General features: G+C 58.5%; 19 protein-coding genes, 1 tRNA gene and 1 pseudogene. 9 read left to right on the forward strand and 12 right to left on the reverse strand.

The annotated features are described in order from the left end of the window. The first annotated feature begins 83 nt into the window (after positions 1 to 83). On the forward strand, positions 84 to 338 hold the full coding sequence (locus C4J86_RS14025) for a hypothetical protein (protein WP_124370831.1): 255 nt from the start codon (positions 84 to 86) through the stop codon (positions 336 to 338). Between the two features lie 7 nt (positions 339 to 345). Here C4J86_RS14025 and C4J86_RS14030 read toward each other — a convergent pair whose 3' ends face one another. Beyond that, positions 346 to 954 (reverse strand): LysE family translocator, encoded by a 609-nt coding sequence (locus C4J86_RS14030; RefSeq protein ID WP_124370832.1) that lies wholly within the window; start codon positions 952 to 954, stop codon positions 346 to 348. 214 nt (positions 955 to 1168) lie between these two features. Between C4J86_RS14030 and C4J86_RS14035 the strand changes: the two genes are divergently transcribed. Then, positions 1169 to 1426 carry a hypothetical protein gene (locus C4J86_RS14035; RefSeq protein ID WP_124370833.1) on the forward strand — a complete coding sequence of 86 codons (258 nt, stop codon included), beginning with the start codon at positions 1169 to 1171 and terminating at the stop codon, positions 1424 to 1426. Between the two features lie 33 nt (positions 1427 to 1459). Here C4J86_RS14035 and C4J86_RS14040 read toward each other — a convergent pair whose 3' ends face one another. From C4J86_RS14040 to C4J86_RS14050, 3 genes are all read right to left on the reverse strand, one after another. Then, a complete protein-coding gene (locus C4J86_RS14040) occupies positions 1460 to 1657 on the reverse strand; it encodes a hypothetical protein (protein WP_124363016.1) in 198 nt (65 codons plus the stop codon). Between the two features lie 130 nt (positions 1658 to 1787). After that, complete coding sequence (mug, locus tag C4J86_RS14045) at positions 1788 to 2297, reverse strand: G/U mismatch-specific DNA glycosylase (RefSeq protein WP_124370834.1); 510 nt, start codon at positions 2295 to 2297, stop codon at positions 1788 to 1790. After that, entirely contained in the window at positions 2290 to 2916 is a 627-nt protein-coding gene (locus C4J86_RS14050) for a TetR/AcrR family transcriptional regulator (RefSeq protein ID WP_124370835.1), read from the reverse strand. Before C4J86_RS14050 ends, mug begins: the two co-directional genes overlap by 8 nt. Positions 2917 to 3166: 250 nt before the next feature. Here C4J86_RS14050 and C4J86_RS14055 point away from each other — a divergent pair, with 250 nt between their 5' ends. The 5 genes from C4J86_RS14055 to C4J86_RS14075 are packed head-to-tail and all read left to right on the forward strand — an operon-like array spanning position 3167 to position 9228. Continuing rightward, a complete protein-coding gene (locus C4J86_RS14055) occupies positions 3167 to 4288 on the forward strand; it encodes an HlyD family secretion protein (protein WP_124367181.1) in 1122 nt (373 codons plus the stop codon). Further along, positions 4285 to 5784 carry a DHA2 family efflux MFS transporter permease subunit gene (locus tag C4J86_RS14060; protein WP_124370836.1) on the forward strand — a complete coding sequence of 500 codons (1500 nt, stop codon included), beginning with the start codon at positions 4285 to 4287 and terminating at the stop codon, positions 5782 to 5784. The genes C4J86_RS14055 and C4J86_RS14060 overlap by 4 nt, the downstream gene beginning before the upstream one ends. 18 nt (positions 5785 to 5802) lie before the next feature. Next, positions 5803 to 7257: an efflux transporter outer membrane subunit gene (locus C4J86_RS14065; protein ID WP_124367183.1), complete on the forward strand. Its 1455-nt coding sequence runs from the start codon at positions 5803 to 5805 to the stop codon at positions 7255 to 7257. Between the two features lie 30 nt (positions 7258 to 7287). Next, on the forward strand, positions 7288 to 8238 hold the full coding sequence (locus C4J86_RS14070) for an aldo/keto reductase (protein WP_124367184.1): 951 nt from the start codon (positions 7288 to 7290) through the stop codon (positions 8236 to 8238). Positions 8239 to 8289: 51 nt separating this feature from the next. Continuing rightward, positions 8290 to 9228 carry a LysR family transcriptional regulator gene (locus tag C4J86_RS14075; RefSeq protein ID WP_124370837.1) on the forward strand — a complete coding sequence of 313 codons (939 nt, stop codon included), beginning with the start codon at positions 8290 to 8292 and terminating at the stop codon, positions 9226 to 9228. A gap of 38 nt (positions 9229 to 9266) precedes the next feature. Here C4J86_RS14075 and C4J86_RS14080 read toward each other — a convergent pair whose 3' ends face one another. From C4J86_RS14080 to C4J86_RS14110, 7 genes and pseudogenes are all read right to left on the reverse strand, one after another. Next, complete coding sequence (locus C4J86_RS14080; RefSeq protein WP_124370838.1) at positions 9267 to 10388, reverse strand: SMP-30/gluconolactonase/LRE family protein; 1122 nt, start codon at positions 10386 to 10388, stop codon at positions 9267 to 9269. 263 nt (positions 10389 to 10651) lie between these two features. Further along, positions 10652 to 11089, reverse strand: coding sequence for a GNAT family N-acetyltransferase (locus tag C4J86_RS14085; protein WP_124370839.1), 438 nt, complete (start codon positions 11087 to 11089; stop codon positions 10652 to 10654). A gap of 54 nt (positions 11090 to 11143) precedes the next feature. Further along, positions 11144 to 11290: pseudogene (locus tag C4J86_RS14090) on the reverse strand (transposase domain-containing protein); the annotation flags it as partial. Between the two features lie 268 nt (positions 11291 to 11558). Continuing rightward, positions 11559 to 12182: a hypothetical protein gene (locus C4J86_RS14095; RefSeq protein WP_218567876.1), complete on the reverse strand. Its 624-nt coding sequence runs from the start codon at positions 12180 to 12182 to the stop codon at positions 11559 to 11561. Between the two features lie 72 nt (positions 12183 to 12254). Further along, positions 12255 to 12782 carry a hypothetical protein gene (locus C4J86_RS14100; protein WP_124370840.1) on the reverse strand — a complete coding sequence of 176 codons (528 nt, stop codon included), beginning with the start codon at positions 12780 to 12782 and terminating at the stop codon, positions 12255 to 12257. Between the two features lie 635 nt (positions 12783 to 13417). After that, positions 13418 to 13491, reverse strand: a tRNA-Cys gene (locus C4J86_RS14105). A gap of 213 nt (positions 13492 to 13704) precedes the next feature. Then, positions 13705 to 15984 (reverse strand): acylase, encoded by a 2280-nt coding sequence (locus tag C4J86_RS14110; RefSeq protein WP_124370841.1) that lies wholly within the window; start codon positions 15982 to 15984, stop codon positions 13705 to 13707. A gap of 237 nt (positions 15985 to 16221) precedes the next feature. Between C4J86_RS14110 and C4J86_RS14115 the strand changes: the two genes are divergently transcribed. Further along, positions 16222 to 16602 carry a fe2+ zn2+ uptake regulation protein gene (locus C4J86_RS14115; RefSeq protein ID WP_124370842.1) on the forward strand — a complete coding sequence of 127 codons (381 nt, stop codon included), beginning with the start codon at positions 16222 to 16224 and terminating at the stop codon, positions 16600 to 16602. A 12-nt stretch (positions 16603 to 16614) separates the two neighbouring features. Here C4J86_RS14115 and C4J86_RS14120 read toward each other — a convergent pair whose 3' ends face one another. After that, positions 16615 to 16809 (reverse strand): hypothetical protein, encoded by a 195-nt coding sequence (locus C4J86_RS14120; RefSeq protein ID WP_124363023.1) that lies wholly within the window; start codon positions 16807 to 16809, stop codon positions 16615 to 16617. A 173-nt stretch (positions 16810 to 16982) separates the two neighbouring features. On the opposite strand from C4J86_RS14120, the gene C4J86_RS27065 reads away from it, so the two are divergent. Further along, entirely contained in the window at positions 16983 to 17117 is a 135-nt protein-coding gene (locus C4J86_RS27065) for a hypothetical protein (RefSeq protein ID WP_256657411.1), read from the forward strand. Positions 17118 to 17132: the final 15 nt, after the last annotated feature.

The raw sequence follows: 17132 nt of genomic DNA on the forward strand, positions 1-17132 counted from the left end.
TCTTTCCATCGAGGGTTGGCCCACTCTTCTTGTTGATGCAATGGGCGCTATCTTAGGGGCAAATGGGGTACCTGTCTCATTCCATGCCGCTGATCTTTAAAAACCGTGGGGCTTTTAAACCCCCCGGTTCAGCCGCTGCGGCGCAATCTGATACGGTTTTTTGCGCGCCATCTGCGTCTGTATCGAAAACCGCCCGAAGCGGACAATGGCGCCACCCCGACATTTCTGTCGCCCCCCTTCCCTTCGGAGGCCTTATGACCAAGATGGCTATTTTCCTGTTCGGTTTTCTGGTGCTGACCATCGGCATCGGCTTGCTGGCGACCATCTCGCCGGTCTAGTGCGCTGTCACCCGGCAACGAGCATCGGATACAACGACAGCACCAACAGACCCGCCATCGTCCAGTTGAACACCTTCAACCAGCGCGGTTCGCGCAATACGCTGCGCAAGCCGCTGCCGCAGCCGACCCACACGCACACACTGGGCAAGTTGACCACGGCAAACACCAGCGCGATCACCAGCACATTGGTCACATAACCCTCGGCCGGCGTGTAGGTAGTGATCGCGCCCAGCGCCATGATCCACGCCTTGGGGTTGACCCACTGGAAGGCCGCTGCGCCGAGAAAAGTCATCGGCTTGCCCTGTTCGTCCGTGCTGTCCGCCATACCGCCAGCGTTGGCGATCTTCCAGGCCAGGTACAGCAGATAAGCAGCACCGACATAGCGCAACAGCGTGTACGCCCAAGGGAACAGCTTGAACACTTCGCCCAGGCCCAACCCCACGCAAATCACCAGCACCATGAAGCCAATACTGATACCCAGTGCATGAGGCATCGAACGCCGAAAACCGAAATTCACGCCGGAGGCCAGCAACATGGTGTTGTTGGGGCCCGGCGTGATCGAGGAGACGAAGGCGAACAGCACAAAGGCTGACAGAAGGCTGGTGGACATGAACATGGCGCGGCATCCAAGCGGGTTGATGTCCTGCGACAGTAGAGGGGTGCGCAGTTTATCGCCCCATACAGCTGGTGTTGGATCGAGGAATACACTTTGATGACATGGGTTTCACAAAGCTTTCACAGACGCAGGCCTAAGGTTAACCCAGCTCCTACATGAACACCTTTTAGCCCGCTCCCCCATCGCGGGCTTTTCTTTGCCTACGAATAATGCGGTGGACACCGTGATAGAGAATCTGGACGGCCCCAGGACCGCGCAGCAGGAATTGTTCTACGACCTTGAAGATGCCAGCGCTGTCATCGGCTGGTCGGTGGTTGAGCTGACGGCCCTGGCAGCCGCCGACAACGCTTGTGATCAGGCGCCAATGCTTAAGAAGGTATGCGAGCTGTTAGCCGTCCAGCAGCAACGTATTGAAGCCTACGCGCAGGAAGTCAAAGCGCAGCGGATCAGCAGAGCCGAGGCGGCTGGTTGAGGGCAGCCGCCAGGCCGGGTTCAGAAACTTGCACTAGTTATCCGGATGTTCACTCGCCACCGAATCGGCCGCATCTACATCGGACATATCCTCCTCCAGAGGCGCCTCGTCGTCCGGCGGCAACGGAATGCCATCTTCGTCGCGCTTGGGATCGTGCCCGGTTTCGTTGTCCGTGCTGCGGGTCACTGCCTGCTGGGAAAGGTTTCCTGGGGCATTTTCATTGATGTGCATGCTGGCTCTCCGTTCAAAAACGCTCGGGATATCCGCGCTTGATATTCAGAGACGGCATGGCAGGCAGAGTGCCGGCTGTTAGACGAATGGTGGTCGGCTCAGCGTTTCCGGAGTCGGCGCAAACACGTCCTTAGTTGCATGCGACCTGCCTGAGCTGCTGGTAGGCCACCACCAGTTGCTCCAGGCTGAACGCCAGGTTTCGCCCACTGGGGTTGGGCAAGACCCACACGGCGGCATTGCCGAAAGTCCTGCTCTGCAGCCCCCACTCCACGTGGCGCTGCCCGGATAACGCCGCGTACGCCGCCTTGCCGAGAAACGCCACATAGCGCGGTGCATAACGAGCGATCTTCTGTTCGAAAGCCACGGCCGCTGCGATGAACTCCTGCCTGGACAATTGATCGGCCCGTGCCGTTGGCCGTTCGACCACGGCGGTCAGTCCGCACTGGTACTGAAGCAGGGTGCGATCACTTTGCGCAGGCACTTGCCCAGGCGTAAACCCGGCCAGATGCAGCGTGCGCCAGAAGCGATTGCCTCGGCCCGCAAAGTGATGCCCTTGAGCGGCAGCGGTCATGCCGGGGTTGATTCCGCAAAACACCACCGCCAACTGCTCGGCCAGTATGTCTTCTAGGCCTTCATTCACCGCAGATCACGCTTACCGCCTTGCGTACCAACTCGGTCAGCTCATTGCGGGGTTTACCCGCCCGTGCACGGATAGAGATGCTGTGCAGCAACGATGACGCCAGTACCGCCAGCGCTGCGGCGTCAACATCGCCTCTCAACTCTCCGGACTCAATGGCCGCTCGCAGGCGCACTTCCAGGTCGGCATCGAGGCGGCCGAGGCGGTCCGACAGCACCGCGCGAATTTCCGGGTCCTCGACCGCTTCGGTGGTCGCCGTGCCGATCGCGAAGCAGCCACGCGGCTGACCTTCGCCCGAAAAGTAGATCGACAACTGCCCCTCATAGAAACGCAGCAACGCCTCACGCAATGTCAGGCTGCTATCCGTCAGCGCCGCCTGCATCTCGGCGCCGGCAACGTCCCAATATTGCTCCAGCGCCCTGATGTACAGCGAATGCTTGCCACCGAAGGCCGCGTAAAGGCTCGGGCGATTCATGCCTGCCGCTGTGGCGATGCTGTCCAGAGACGCGCCGGAGTAGCCGGTACTCCAGAACACATCGAGCGCTTGTTGCAGCGCTGTCTGCGGGTCATATGCACGGGGTCGGCCGCGGCCTTTACCCTCTGTCGGTTTATTTTGTGCCATATCGTACAAAATCCTTGCAGGAAGGTGAATGTGGGGATATTTTTACACCATCGAACAAAAACAAGGAATCACAAATTCCTTGATCCATGTTTGTTCACGCGAAGCTCAAACCGGGTGTTGCAACGACGAAACAGAGGTGGCGGAGCAACCCTCCCAACCACCTGCGGGTTTGCTTTCCAACAGCAGTTATTCCTGTCGGTGCCAGGCGACGACGCCAGGCCCGGCTTCCCGGTTAAAGGTGCACTCGATCATGACTACGCAAATCGACCTCCCGGCTTCGCAGGCCTTTGAAACCCCATCGCCCATCAACACCTCCTTGAAGGAAAAGGTGCGGCCCTGGCTGATGGTCGGCGTGCCCGCGCTCTTCGCCGTCGTTGGCTACGCGTACTACGTGGCCGGCGTGCCTTTCATCACGACCAATAACGCCTACGCCCGGGTAGCCAAGGCCACGATCAACGCACGTATTTCCGGGCAGGTAGTGGAAATCATGGTTGACGACAATCAAAAGGTGGCCCAAGGCCAAGCGTTGTTTCGCATCGACCCCAAGCCGTTGCAGATCGCGATCGATCGTGCCGAAGCGCAACTGGGTGTCGCACGGCTGCGCATCGATGGCCTCAAGGCCAGCTATCGCCAGCAACAGGCGCAACTGCAGTCGGCGAAAGCGTCGGCGGGCTTCGACCGCAAGGAATTTGCCCGCAAGAAAGCGTTGGTGGCAACCGAGTTCGTGTCCCGTTCCCTTTATGAACGCTCGGAAACCGACCTCAAGGTGGCGCTGCAGCGCATCGCGTCCATCGAACAACAGATCGCCGCCACCGTTTCAGCGTTGAACGGCAACCCGAACATCGAAGCCGACACTCACCCCAGCGTCCGAGAGGCCAGGGCCATTCTGGACGAGGCGCAGCTCTACCTGTCGTATGCCACGGTTTACGCGCCGGCTGACGGTATCGTTGCCAAGGTCGATGACGTTCAGGTGGGCAACCACCTCGACAGCGGCGCGCCGGCCTTTGCGTTGATTGACGACCGCCAAACCTGGGTTGAGGCCAACTTCCGCGAAACCCAGCTGACGCACATGCGCCCCGGCCAGGAAGCGACCATCCGCATCGACACCTACCCGGACCGCGTGTTCAAGGCCCACGTCACCAGCATGAGCCCCGGCGCCGGTTCGGACTTCGCCCTGCTGCCGCCGGAAAATGCCACCGGCAACTGGGTGAAAGTGGTCCAGCGCGTCCCGGTTCGCCTTGAACTGGATGACGCAGACCCTGCCCTGCCGCTGTTTTCAGGCACCAGCGCTACGGTCACGGTGGATACCGGACATCGCACGCCATGGTGGCACCCGCTCAAATCGTTACTGTCGGCAGGTCACTTGCAATGAACGCCCATGCTCAGACAACCCCGCATGCAAGCAGTGCGCGCTCGCTCAGGTTGGCCGTTCTGCTCGCGACCTACATGCAGTCGGCGAACCTGCCGTTGCCGAACGCGGTACTGCGGTTGATTCAAGGCAGCCTGTCGATGACCGACGACCAGGCGGGCTGGATCTTCACCGCGTACCTGGCGGCGAGCGCGATCACCCTGCCGGTCGCGCAATGGCTTACCGCACGTTTTGGCTTGAAGCGGGTGTATCAAGCCGCGCTGGCCTTCTTTGTGCTCGGCTTGCTGCTGGCTACGGTTTCCAGCACTGCGCTGGCGTTCATCGGCGCACGAGTCATCCAGGGCCTGGCCAGTGGCGTGTTGGCGCCCCTGTCGATGGCAATTGCCATGGAGACGTTGGCCCCCGAAAAACGCCTGAAGTTCGGCGCAACCTGGACGGCCATCGTGCTGGTGGGCATCGTCAGCGGCCCGGCCATCGGTGGCTGGATTGCCGAGCATTACGACTGGCGCCCGATTTTCTACGTCAGCCTGCCGTTGTCGGCCTACATCTTCCTGGTCGTGGCATTGCTGCTGGCCGAGAAAAAAGCCACGAAGGCCCCGGCGTTCGACTTCTTTGGTTTTGGTACCTTCACCCTGGCATTGATCAGCCTGCAAATGCTGCTCGACCGTGGCGAGCGCATGGACTGGTTCGACTCGCCGGAAATCTGGGCCGAGGCGCTGGCCAGTGCGCTGGGCCTGTATGGGTTCCTGGCGCATGTATTGACCAGAAAGGCTCATTTCCTCAACAAGCGTCTACTGGGTGATCGCAATTTCGTGCTGTCGACGATCATTTTTTTCGCCGTGGGTTTTGTGCTGCTGTCGACCATGGCCCTGACGTCGCCGATGCTCAATGAGATTCTCGGCTACCCGCCTGACACCACCGGTGCGCTGACCCTGCCACGGGGCATCGCCCTGGTCGGCGGGTTCCTGTTGATGGGGCGTGTGCCTGAGCGCTTCGACCGTCGACTGTTCGTGGCGGCAGGCGCGGGAGCGGTGATTTATGCCAACTGGCTGATGCTCGGCTATTCGCCGTTGATGGACGGCTGGCCCGTTGCGGTAACCGGTGCGATACAGGGAATCGGCATCGGCATCCTGATGCCGGCGCTGACCAAGGTTGCGTTCAGCACCCTCGACCCCGCGTTGCGTGCCGAAGGCACCGGCCTGTTCAATCTGTCGCGGGTATACGGCAGCACTCTCGGCGTGGCGATCGTGCAGATTTTCTTCTTCAACACCACCCAGGCGATGCACTCGGCGCTGGCCAGCAACGTGACGGCCTATCGCGCTGCTGCCCATTTCGGCAGCGCGCCGCTGTCGCTGCAGGCGCTTGAAGGGCTCAACCACCTGATCACCCACCAGGCGGCGTTCATCGCTGTGGTCAACCAATTCAAGATCCTGATGGTGGCCATGCTGGTGGTGTGCCCGCTGATGCTCTTTCTTCGCAAACCTGCTGCGGCCAACTAGCTTCGTGGAGTGTGCCCAATGAAATCCATCCACCTGTTCCAACCGAAACTCGCGGCACTGTCGGCACTGGCTTTTCTCTCGGCCTGCAGCGTTGGCCCTGACTTCAAAGCACCTGAACCGAGCCCTTCGCAGCATTACGACCCGCAGGCCGAACAACGTCTGGGCGCTCAGCAACGCATTGCGCTCGGTCAAAAAGTCAGCGGGCAATGGTGGTCTGCCTTGCGCTCAGCCAAGCTGGACCAGGTAATGCGCCGTGCCATTGATGGCAACCTTGAACTGGTTGCTGCCGACGCAACCCTTCGCCAGGCGTCTCAAGCCGTGGCAGCGGCACAAGGTGCGCTGTACCCGCAAGCCGACTTCGGCGCCACGGCGGGTCGCCAGCGCGTGCACAACGCCCAGGCACCTTCGACCGCCAATATCTACGCGGTCGGGCCTAGGGTCGGTTTTGATCTGGATGTGTTCGGCGGCAATCAACGGCTGGTCGAACAGCGGCAAGCGTTTACCGAGCTGCAACGGCATCGTTTCGAAGCGGCGTACCTGACCCTGACCGGCGAAGTCGCCAGTCAGGCCTTGCGGGTGGCCTCGGCCAATGCGCAAATCCTGGCCGTGGAAAAACTGCTGGCCAATGACAGCAAAAACCTCGAACTGGTGCGCGCGGCCCGTCTCAACGGCAGTGCCACGCGAATCGACGTGTCGTTGGCCGAAACGCGTCTGGCCCAGGACCGCACCCTGCTGCCACCGCTGGCCCAGCAACGGCAGGCGGCCGGCCATGCGCTGTCGATCCTGGCCGGCAAGGGACCGGCTGACTGGATCGCGCCGGACTTCCATCTCGATGAATTCACCTTGCCATCAAACGTGCCGGTGAGCCTGCCCTCGGAAATGGCGCACAACCGCCCGGACGTACGCCAGGCCGAGGCCGGGCTGCACATTGCCAGCGCCGCTGTCGGCGTGGCCACCGCCAATTTGTATCCACGGGTGACGTTGTCCGCCTCGTTCGCCCAGGCGGCGTCAGGCAATGGCGCTGCTGCGCTCTGGGGTTTCGCGGCGGGCGTCGCCGGGCCGATCTTCAATGGCGGCAGCCTCAAGGCCGAGCAGCAGGCAGCGATTGAAGGCTACAACGCGGCGCTGGCCGGCTATCAGCAGACCGTCATCAGCTCGTTCGGCCAGGTCGCGGACACGCTGCAAGCGATCAACCATGACGCCGAAGAGTTGCGCGCCCAAGAAGAGGCCCTGCAAGCGGCGCAAACCAGCCTGGGGCTGAACCAGCAAGCCTACGCCCTGGGTGAAACCAGCATCCTCCAGGTATTGGAAGCCGAGCGCGCCTATCAACAGTCGTTGCTGGGCCATGTCCGCGCGAAGACCGCGCAGTACCTCGACATCGTGCAGCTGTTTGTCGCCCTCGGCGGCAACACCGTCGGCGTCGGTGAGCAACGGATTGCTCGCCACCAAGCCCCACAACGTGCCTATCAGTAGAGGCTGCGGCCTCGATATTGGAGTAATGACATGTCCTACGAAGCGTTTCACGATGAACTGCGCGCTACAACATTTGCGCTGAATCACGGCACGGGCAAAATGCCCGCCGTCGGTTTCGGCACCCTGTTCAAAGACCTCAGCGTCACCACCGAGGCGGTCACCCACGCGCTGGAAACCGGGTTCCGCCATTTTGATTGCGCCGAGCGGTATCGCAACGAAGAACGTGTAGGCGTTGCCTTCAAAGCCTTCATGGACACGGGCAAGGCGCGGCGCGAAGACCTGTTCATCACCACCAAGCTGTGGAACACCAACCACCGTCCCGAGCGCGTATTGCCTGCGTTCGAGGCCAGTTGCCGTCGGCTTCAGGTGGACTACATCGATTGCTATCTGATCCACACGCCCTTCGCATTCAAGGCAGGTGACGATCAGGACCCACGCGATGCGTTCGGTCATGTCCTCTACGACAACGACGTGAAGCTGATCGACACCTGGCGGGCGCTCGAGCAACTGGTGGATGAAGGCCGTTGCGGATCTATCGGCCTGTCCGATATCACGCTCCAAGCGCTGAAGGAGCTTGTCGCCCAGGCGCGGATCAAGCCTGCCGTGGTGCAGGTCGAATCCCACCCTTACCTGCCGGAATGGGAACTGCTGGAATTCTGCAAACAGCATGGAATCGTCGTCCTCGCCTTTGCCCCACTCGGGCATGGCATGGAGCCGAACGTGTTGGAAGACGAGGTGATTACCAGTATCGCCCGGCATTTGCATCGCACGCCGGCCCAAGTATTGCTGGCTTGGGCGGTACAGCGCGGCGCCGCGTTCCTGACCACCTCGGCGACACCGAGCCATATCCGCGAAAACTTCAACATCACCACCCTGCCCCATAGGGCCATGCAGGAAATTCGCGAAGAGATCACCACGCGCATACGCTTCAACTCGGTGGTCGAGACGGGGGTTCCGGGTTTCATCCCGCGCAAACACTAGTACGCGACAGGGACGGCGCTGGCCGTTCCTTTTTCCCTTGAGGTGATAATGATGGATGTTTTCCAGACCATGCGCTGTTTCCTGGCGGTCGCCCAAAGCGGCAGTTTTACTGCGGCGGCCCAGTTGCTGGACACCACCACGAACCACGTTTCCAAAGCGGTCACCCACCTCGAGGCCCGCCTGCAAACCCGCCTGATCAACCGCACGACCCGGCGCCTGGCGCTGACCGAGGCCGGCACACGTTACCTGCAACGCTGCGAGAAGATTCTGGACGAGCTGCGGGAGGCCGACGAGGAAGCCGGCACCGCACAGGTCACGCCCGTGGGCCGCTTGAAAATCCACGCCATGGCGGCCGTCGGCAATCACTACGTGATCGACGCCATCGCAAAATACCGAGAGACCTATCCCTCGGTACTGTTTGATTTGACGCTGAACAATCGGCTGCCGGATCTGCTGGAGGAAGGCTACGACATGTCGATCGTGCTGGCGCGGGACCTGCCGGATTCGGGCTTCGTTGCGCAGCGGCTGGGCACCACCTACAGCATCCTGTGCGCTTCGCCTGACTACCTGAACAAACGCGGAATGCCCGACACCCCGGGTTCGCTGGGTGAGCGTGATTGCTTGAGAATCGTCAACACGGTCATGCCGGCTGAACACTGGATTTTCGAAGGGCCTGAAGGCGTGGAAACCGTGACCACGCCGCTGTCGCCGTTCCACGTCAACACCGCCGATGCCATGACCGTCGCCATCACGCTTGGCATGGGCATTGGCATCCAGCCGATCGCGTCCGCCGTGGCCGGCCTCAAGGCAGGCACCCTGGTGCGGGTGCTGCCGAAATATCGTTTCGAAGAGTTGAACCTGTTTGCGATCTACCCTTCACGAAAATTCGTCGATGCCAAAATCAAAACCTGGGTGGCGTTCCTTCAAGACTACATGCCGGGATTGCTGGCGAACGATGACAAAATTGCGCGCTCGTCAGAACGGGCCTGAAGGCCGCGCATCCTCGGATGCGCGGCGGGATGTCGTCTTCACAACACAAACGTAGCCCCACGCGTATTCACAAACAGCGCGTAGATCGAATGACTACTGGCCATGAACAGCCGATTCCCTTCACGCCCCCCAAAGCACACATTCGGGCAGCGCTCTGGCAGCGAAATGTGCCCGATGGGCTTGCCCTGCGGATTGAACACGCGCACGCCATCGAGTTTTTCCAGGTCAGCCTTGGGATCCCCATTGCCGCCCCAGCCGCACCACAGGTTGCCGGCTTCGTCGCATTTGATGCCGTCGATTGCGGCATAGTCCAGCCCCTCGATGTGCTTGCGGCGTTCGCCCAGCGTGCCGTCGTCCTTCACGGCAATCGCCCAGATCAGGCGATTGGGCTTGGCGCGACCTTCGACGACGTACAGGGTTTTCTCATCGGGAGAAAAGCACAGGCCGTTGGGGCCATTGAGGTCGTCGATTACCCGCGTGACTGCTTGGCTCTCGCCGTCGATGCGGTACACGGCGTGGGGCTGGGTCGGGGTGATTTTGTGCCCTTCGTAGTTGTTGCCGGTCTGGAATGGCGGGTCGGTGAACCAGATCGATCCGTCACTTTTGCAGACAATGTCGTTGGGCGAATTGAAGCGCTTACCGTCGAAGCTGTCGGCCAGCACGGTGATCGTGCCATTGTATTCGGTGCGCGTGATGCGACGGCCTTCGCTGGTGGTGGTCGAGCCTTCGCAGACGATCAGACGCCCCTGGCGATCCCGGCACATGCCGTTGGAGAAATTCGAGTGTTCGCGGTACACGGTGAAGGTGTCGCTGATCTCGTCCCAGCGCATGATGCGATTATTGGGAATGTCGCTGACCAACAAATAGCGGCCATCACCGACCCACACCGGCCCTTCGGCCCAGCGCATACCGGTGGCGAGTTTTTCAACGCTGGCGTTGAATACGCGTAGCTCGAGAAAACTGTCGTCGAGGATGTGAACCAATGGATCAGGGTAACGCTGACTCAAGGGTTCGGCGGCTTCGGAGAGCCGGGCCAGTGCGGTGCTGCCGACGGTGGCGAGCGTGGCGGAAACAGCGAGGGATTTTTTCAGGAAGCTGCGACGGGTATTGCCCTTTGCGGGGTCGAGGCTTTGAGGTTGGGCGGACAGGGATGAGTCCATGTAGCGGTCTCCGTGATTTTATTTTTGTTGGGGAGATGTAGTAATACCGTGTGGTAGGACATCGTACAAGCGGTTGTTGCGGGGGGCCATAACGCATGAGGTTCTGAAAGCCGGATGACACCAAACCGCAGGCAATACAAACCTCCGTAGGCGTTAATCTACTGGGTTCTTAAGAGTGGAGGCCGAGGGTAAGCGTCCGCCAAACACACCTTGCGCAATTGGCCGGGCGCCCATCTAACCGTCTCGATACCTTTATTCTCGCTTTACTTCAGTTGCTTCTCAAAACGAATGTCACCTTCCGGTAGCTTCTTCACTGGCTGCCAGCCAAGGTTTCTATAGAATCCGCTGGCACGGCTTGCTTCAGCGGTTTCTAACCATATCTTCTGATGGCGTTGAAATAGAAAAGACTCTGCTTTGTGCATCAGATTGCGCCCCAACCCGTACCCTTCGAATTCCGGCAAGACGAAGACCGCGAATACGCAACCATCTTCAATATCGACCATCGAAAAACCGACTGGAACACCGTTGACCTCCGCGACCCAAGCGCACGGAGTCTTTGAAATTGCCTGACTTATCGCTTCAGGCGTTATGCCTATCTCCGTTAACTGATCTTGAGTTAAGTGATTTTCCCGAACACTGGTTCGAATCTTAAAAATCGCATCGATATCGGCAAGTTTGGCAAGCCGGATTACTGCGTCCATGGCGTCTTCCCCTTTCTATCCGTGTGATGAAAGCATCCTTACATATCGGGGCTATCAAGGGTGGCTCCAATTGTGTGGCAACAGCTCCCCAATCTCACTTGCCCGCTGTGTCGGCAGTCGTGTCAGCACATCCTTCAGATATGCATACGGATCATGCCCATTCATACGCGCCGATTGGATCACACTCATGATCGCCGCTGCCCCGTTTAAGACTGTAATCCAAGAATTTGGCTATTGCTGATCCGTTGGGCACACGATCGCGATGAGTCTTGTTGTCAGGATCAGGTAGCGCCGATGCGGCAGGCGGCTATCGGCCGATAGCGGTCATCGAGGGTCTACAAGTCGAATGATGATCCACGTGGCCCCGCGCTGCACGAACTACAAAATGGCCAGCGCCTCGCGCTTTTGAAAGGCCCGTTCTACGCATGTAACCTCACAGACGGCAGTGATAAATCAAAAGCTTCGCCCGCTATTTTTGGGGAGAGTCCGTATATGCATTGTCTCCGTCTGCTCCGCGTTGCTTTTGTGCTTCGCGCCACTGCTCAAGAAGCTCAGTATTGCCAGACGCCACTTCAATAAGCATCTGCAATGACAAGATAGAGCCAGGAACAATGCTTGTCTCATCAATTTCCTGTCCGCCAAAATCTGGATTGGTGGCAATTTCAAGGTTAACAACCCACCACACCTCTATTTTTCGCAGCAGTTCTAATAGCTCTTCGAAATGAGCTTCATGCTTCGATTCAATCTGACCTGTCACCACTTCAAATAGTTGATGCGCTAACAAATTCCTAGTTCTTTTGAGCTTTTCGTATTGCTCCAAATCTTTGCTGCCTATGGCTCCACTTTCTTGCAGCCAATCAAAGGATGCATAAAGCGCGCTCTTGTTGCGAGACAAAATTCTATTCTGATATTCAGGGCTAATGATTGGGCCGTTTTCGTCCCAGCCTTCTGCATAAAAATTACGCAGGTGATCAATTACCGAGTTTTTAAGTATCTCAAATGCTGTGATGAACATTGTCGCTAGAAAAAGAGAGGGTTTGACCACGTCAGGGTCAAGAAAGCGCTCCCAGCGTTCAGAGGTATTTCTCATCATATTCGTAACTCTCGGTTAAGGGGCTGGCTTTAACACGTTCCAGCGAACGAAGCGAACGATTCAAACCCCTTTTTAGGTGTTAGGTTTTTCCCCATGCTCAAATCGGGCCTCCCTAGCCGTTAGTAATGCGTGCTCAATGGACATTTCTCGGAAGCCATCGCAACAGTTACCCTTAATCGTGTCGTAAACTTCATTTTGAATTGTTATTTTTCCGCAGCCATCGCACTGCAAAAACATATCATTGTACCCCCAAAACATTAGATCACCACCTTCATGATATGAATTTGGGGACAGTACTTTTAGATATCCATTTCCATTTTCGAGAAAAGGTATTTCTTCAAATGCAAGAATAACAAGCTCCCCAGATTGATTTGAAAACTCCTGCATTAGGTTCCCATCATACTCAGGCTTGCCCTTGACCTCGAAATAACCGAACTCTGGCAAAAAGAAATCTGGCAAATATGGCGTATTATCAATCACAAAACCTTCATGCTCGTATATCCACTTAATTCCAGCAACATCAAAAAATACTGCCCATCTGGCCTCTAAACGCGATCTAAATTTATGTCCTTTATAACGGGTCTGAATCGCTTTGAGCATAGATTCCAATCTCCTGTGAAAAGGCCTGACTACTAATTAGGCGGCATTGCCGGTGGATAACACGCCTTGAGCTGTTTGATAAAATCCATTGTCATGTAGTAAAACCCCTGATTGGTGGAGGCGCAAAAATGGAAAGCTCGACTAAGCCAGGCGCAACCATCACATAAAAGGCAAAAGATACCAAACCAACCAAGGTGACGCGATGGCTAGACGTTACCGATCGGCCTTAAGGCTGTCTAGCTGACGCGTAGGAGACTCCCTAGTTCAGTGACTTGTCTTGTGGACACTCGATGACTACTCTTAGCCGATCAATCTTTTAGCAACGACGCACTACCTATCTCCTAAGGGATGATAGGTTCCAAGAAACCCTCTTTGTCAGCATCTGGAAGGTTTTTCTACCTGGGAGTTTGCTTACAGGATGCCTGCTTTTGGTCGTTAGTGGACACGTAGACCCCTCAGTCTTGAACACATTCCCACGCCCAATCTAAATCTAAGAGTGACATACCAATAACAGCTCTCGAATTCCCCGAGGAAAAGGTAGGCTTTCGGATGCAATCCGAAAAATTGCGAAAGCAATAACCAAATCCCACCCAATAAAAAACCCCGCAGACGTTAATCTACGGGGTTTCTAAGAGTGGAGGCCGAGGTCGGAATCGAACCGGCGTAGGCGGATTTGCAATCCGCTGCATAACCATTTTGCTACTCGGCCTCAAACGATCAATGCCTGTGTTGCCGGCATTCATCGCGTACAAACTTGAGTGGGCTCTGTGAAGCGCGCCTCTACTCTAACTTATTGAATACATTAAAGTTTTTAATGCTTCATTGCGTTCGATGGGCGCCATTATGTACTCATTTGCTTTTGCCTGCAACCCCTTGATTTCAAAAATATTTCGCATTGGCATCAAGGGGTTGCGTGCCTGCCCTACTCCTGGATGCGTTGCTCCTGGTAGTGCGGGTCGGCTTTGATTTTGGCGTCGGTGAATGGCAGTGGGCGCAGCTTTTTCTCGGAGAATGCTTGGGTCTGGTCCTTGAAGTAGTTTGACTCAGGATTGCTGGACTCGGAGAACGCCAGTACGCCGACCGCCTGGGGCCCTTTGTCGTCGAAGGTGACGATTTGCAAATAGCTGGTGCCGCTGACGACTTCGCGTTTGCCGTCGGCGCGGGGCACGGTTTGCATGGCGTTGTAGATGCCCAGCTCTTGCGGGCCACCGTGGATCGGGGTTTGGCCGGAGACCTGGATGTCACCCCAACGGCTCAGGCCGAGTTTGTCGACAGCGGTGCTTGAGGCCAGCATGGCTTCGCGCAGGGCTTTGGCCACGGGTGCGCGGTCAATGGCCAGGCCGCTCGGGGTGGTCAGCGGGTGCGCCGGGTCAAAGGCCACGCGCCAGGCATCGGGTATTTGCTGCAGGTGTTCCACCAGGTTGATGAAGTGCACCAGGCCCAGGCCGCTGTCGAGGTTGGCGCGTTGGTCCCAGGTTTTCAGGCTGGTGCACAGCGCCTGCAGCGCGGCAGCATCGGTGCCAAGCTGTTTGGCGCAGAACTGCAGCAGGTCGGGCATGACTTGCCCGGCGAGGTACACCTCGTTGTCCATGACCATGTTTTGCAGGGCGCTGACGCTGATGGGTTGTTTCTCCAGGGATTGCAGGCGTTGCAGGGCGAATCGGGCGCGGGGGCCGAGGCCGATGTGGTCCTGGCTGATTACCGGGGAGAAGCCGGTAAGCGGCGCCTTGGGGTTGGCCATCCACGCGGAGTCGTTGGAATGCTGCACATAGTCGGTGCGTTGCAGTTGCGGCAACTGGGCAGCCGCGAAGATACCGGCCTGGGCGGCCTGTGGGTCGATGTCCCAGGCGCAGGCGCTGCGGCTGCCGTCGAGCATGATCATTTGCAGGCCGGCGCGCGGGTCGCTGCATTGCGCCAGTTTCGCGGCGCTGACGTTGGGCACCACCGACAGGTTCATGTACAGGCTCTGGCCCTGATCATCGGCGGCCAGGGTGTTGACCCAGGGGATGCCTTGCAGGGTGTGCACCGAAGTTTGCAGTTCCGCGAGGCTGCCGGCGCGGTTCATGGCGTACCACTGTTGCAGCACGCGGTCGTTGCCGAGGTTGGCGTCGCGCAGGCTGAAGGCGTAATGGTTGTCCCAATCCAGCTTGCCGGGCCACTGCACCACCGGGCCGAACTGCGAACTGTAGACCGTATGGGTGACGTCCTTGACCCTGCCATCGGCCTGCTTGACCTGTAGCGTCAGCGTGGTTTTATCCAGGGGCACGGACTTGCCATCGAGCAGGTAGCGCGTGGAGTCCTTGGGGTCGAGCGTCAGGCGATACAGGGTGAAATGCTTGGAGGTGTCGACCGTATGGGTCCAGGCCACGTGCTGGTTGAAGCCGATGTTCACCACCGGCAACCCAGGCAGCGCCGCGCCCATCACATCCAGTTGGCCGGGGATGGTCAGGTGCATCTGGTAAAAACGCATGCCGCCCGCCCACGGGAAGTGCGGGTTGGCCAGCAACATGCCACGCCCATTGAAGGAGCGATCGCGGCCCACCGCGACGGCGTTGCTGCCCCGGTCAAGGGTGAAGCGCTGTTGATTGGCAGCGGCCAATTCGAATGCCTTGGCATCGGGCTGCACAGCGGCGACGGCCTGGGGCGGCGTCGCGCCCACCAACGCTTCGGCGAATTGGCCGACGCCGCCTTCTACCAGCAACCTACGGGTCAGCTTGATCAGGTCTTCCTTGACCAGCGGACGCACCCACGCCGCCTGACACTGCGCTGGCGCGCCCTGCTCTTTCAGATAACGGTTGTAACCGGCCACATAGCCTTCGATACGCTGGCGGATCTGCGGCGTTTGCGCCTTCCAGAACGCCTCCACCGCGTCGGGTGTGTTGAGCCAGGTAAAGAACACATCGCTGGTCAGGTTGTTGCGTTCCTCCAGGGTTGCCTGCTCGGGGCCGAAGAACCGGGCGCGCTGGCCGTTCACCGTGATCACTTCATTGGCCAGCAGGCACAGGTTGTCCTGGGCATAGGCATAGCCGATGCCGAAACCCAGGCCGCGCTCATCATTGGCGCGGATGTGCGGCACGCCGTAGGTGGTACGCCGAATCTCTGTGGACGCCTGCGCCACCGGCTCCCGCGCCGATGCCGCCAGGCTCATTCCCAGCAACAGCCCTGCCACGCATACCCTGGACAACCCGTTGAAAATAATCACGCCGACTCCACAGTCAAATTGAACACCCTCGGTAGGGACAACTCCCCCACCGTAAGGACGCAGCCAACCGAAAATAATTTAATGGCGTGGGCGGTTTATTCCGGGCGCTCGCACTGTGACAAACCCGATACCGACAAAATTTCTACATCCTGCACTTCATGATTTTGCGCGTTCGTTCGTCTTATTGAATAAGAGCACCATCATTTTCCTGATCAGGCTCTGATAAGGAGTTTTTGCATGTACAACCCGCAAGTGCCCACGGATGGACATTCATCGACCGCCGAGGCCAATGTCGGCAACACCCCCCATGGGTTCGGCAAAACGCCCGAACAGCAGGGCAACCAGCGTATTCGCCATTTGCTCAAGTGTTTCGGTCTGCGCACCAGCCTGATCCGGCTGAAGGTCATCGACGCCCTGCTCACCGCTGCCGGCAACCAGCGCACCCTCGGCGTGCGCGGCGTGCACAGCCATTTGCTGGAGCTGGGCATCCCGCTGTCGTTTCTCAGTGTGCGCGAGGTGCTCAAGCGCCTGTGCAGCGAAGGCGTGATCACCCTCAATGCCGACAAGAGCTACAGCCTCCACGAAGAGGCCGCCAAAGTGCTCGAGGGACGCGCCTGAACCACGCGCGCATCAGAAGTGTGGCTTGACCTTGCGACGCATGATGCCGTTGATCACGACCACCACCACGGCAATGGCAATGGCCAGGTACTGGAAGGTTTTCTCGCTGATAGCGCCGATGTTCTGCAGGTAGGACAGGCCGAACATCGAGGCCAGAACGGCCAGGGCAATCAGAATCGAGTATTTCAAGCGTTGTTTCTGGGTCATGACGAGTTCCTGAACCTTAAAGAATGTATCCAGTGTGTATCGCCGCAAATGCCAAGCACATACCCGAAAACGGGGATGGACGCTGGGCGGCAAGGTCTCATGTTACAGGCGATGAAAAGCTTTGGCTCGTTCCGCGCCCGATTGACCTTGTGAGCCCCTGGAGGATTGCCCCAATGCTGCGTCGAATCACCCTGCTGATTCCCTTGCTGATCATGTTGACCCTGAGCGGCTGCTTCTTTTTCCCACGAGGTGGCGGCGGCTGGCATGACCATCGCTACGGCGGTGGCCCAGGCTACGAGCACCGCTGAATGAACAAGCGTCTC

Origin of the sequence: Pseudomonas sp. R2-7-07, assembly GCF_003852355.1 — a bacterium.
Classification (GTDB): Bacteria; Pseudomonadota; Gammaproteobacteria; order Pseudomonadales; family Pseudomonadaceae; genus Aquipseudomonas.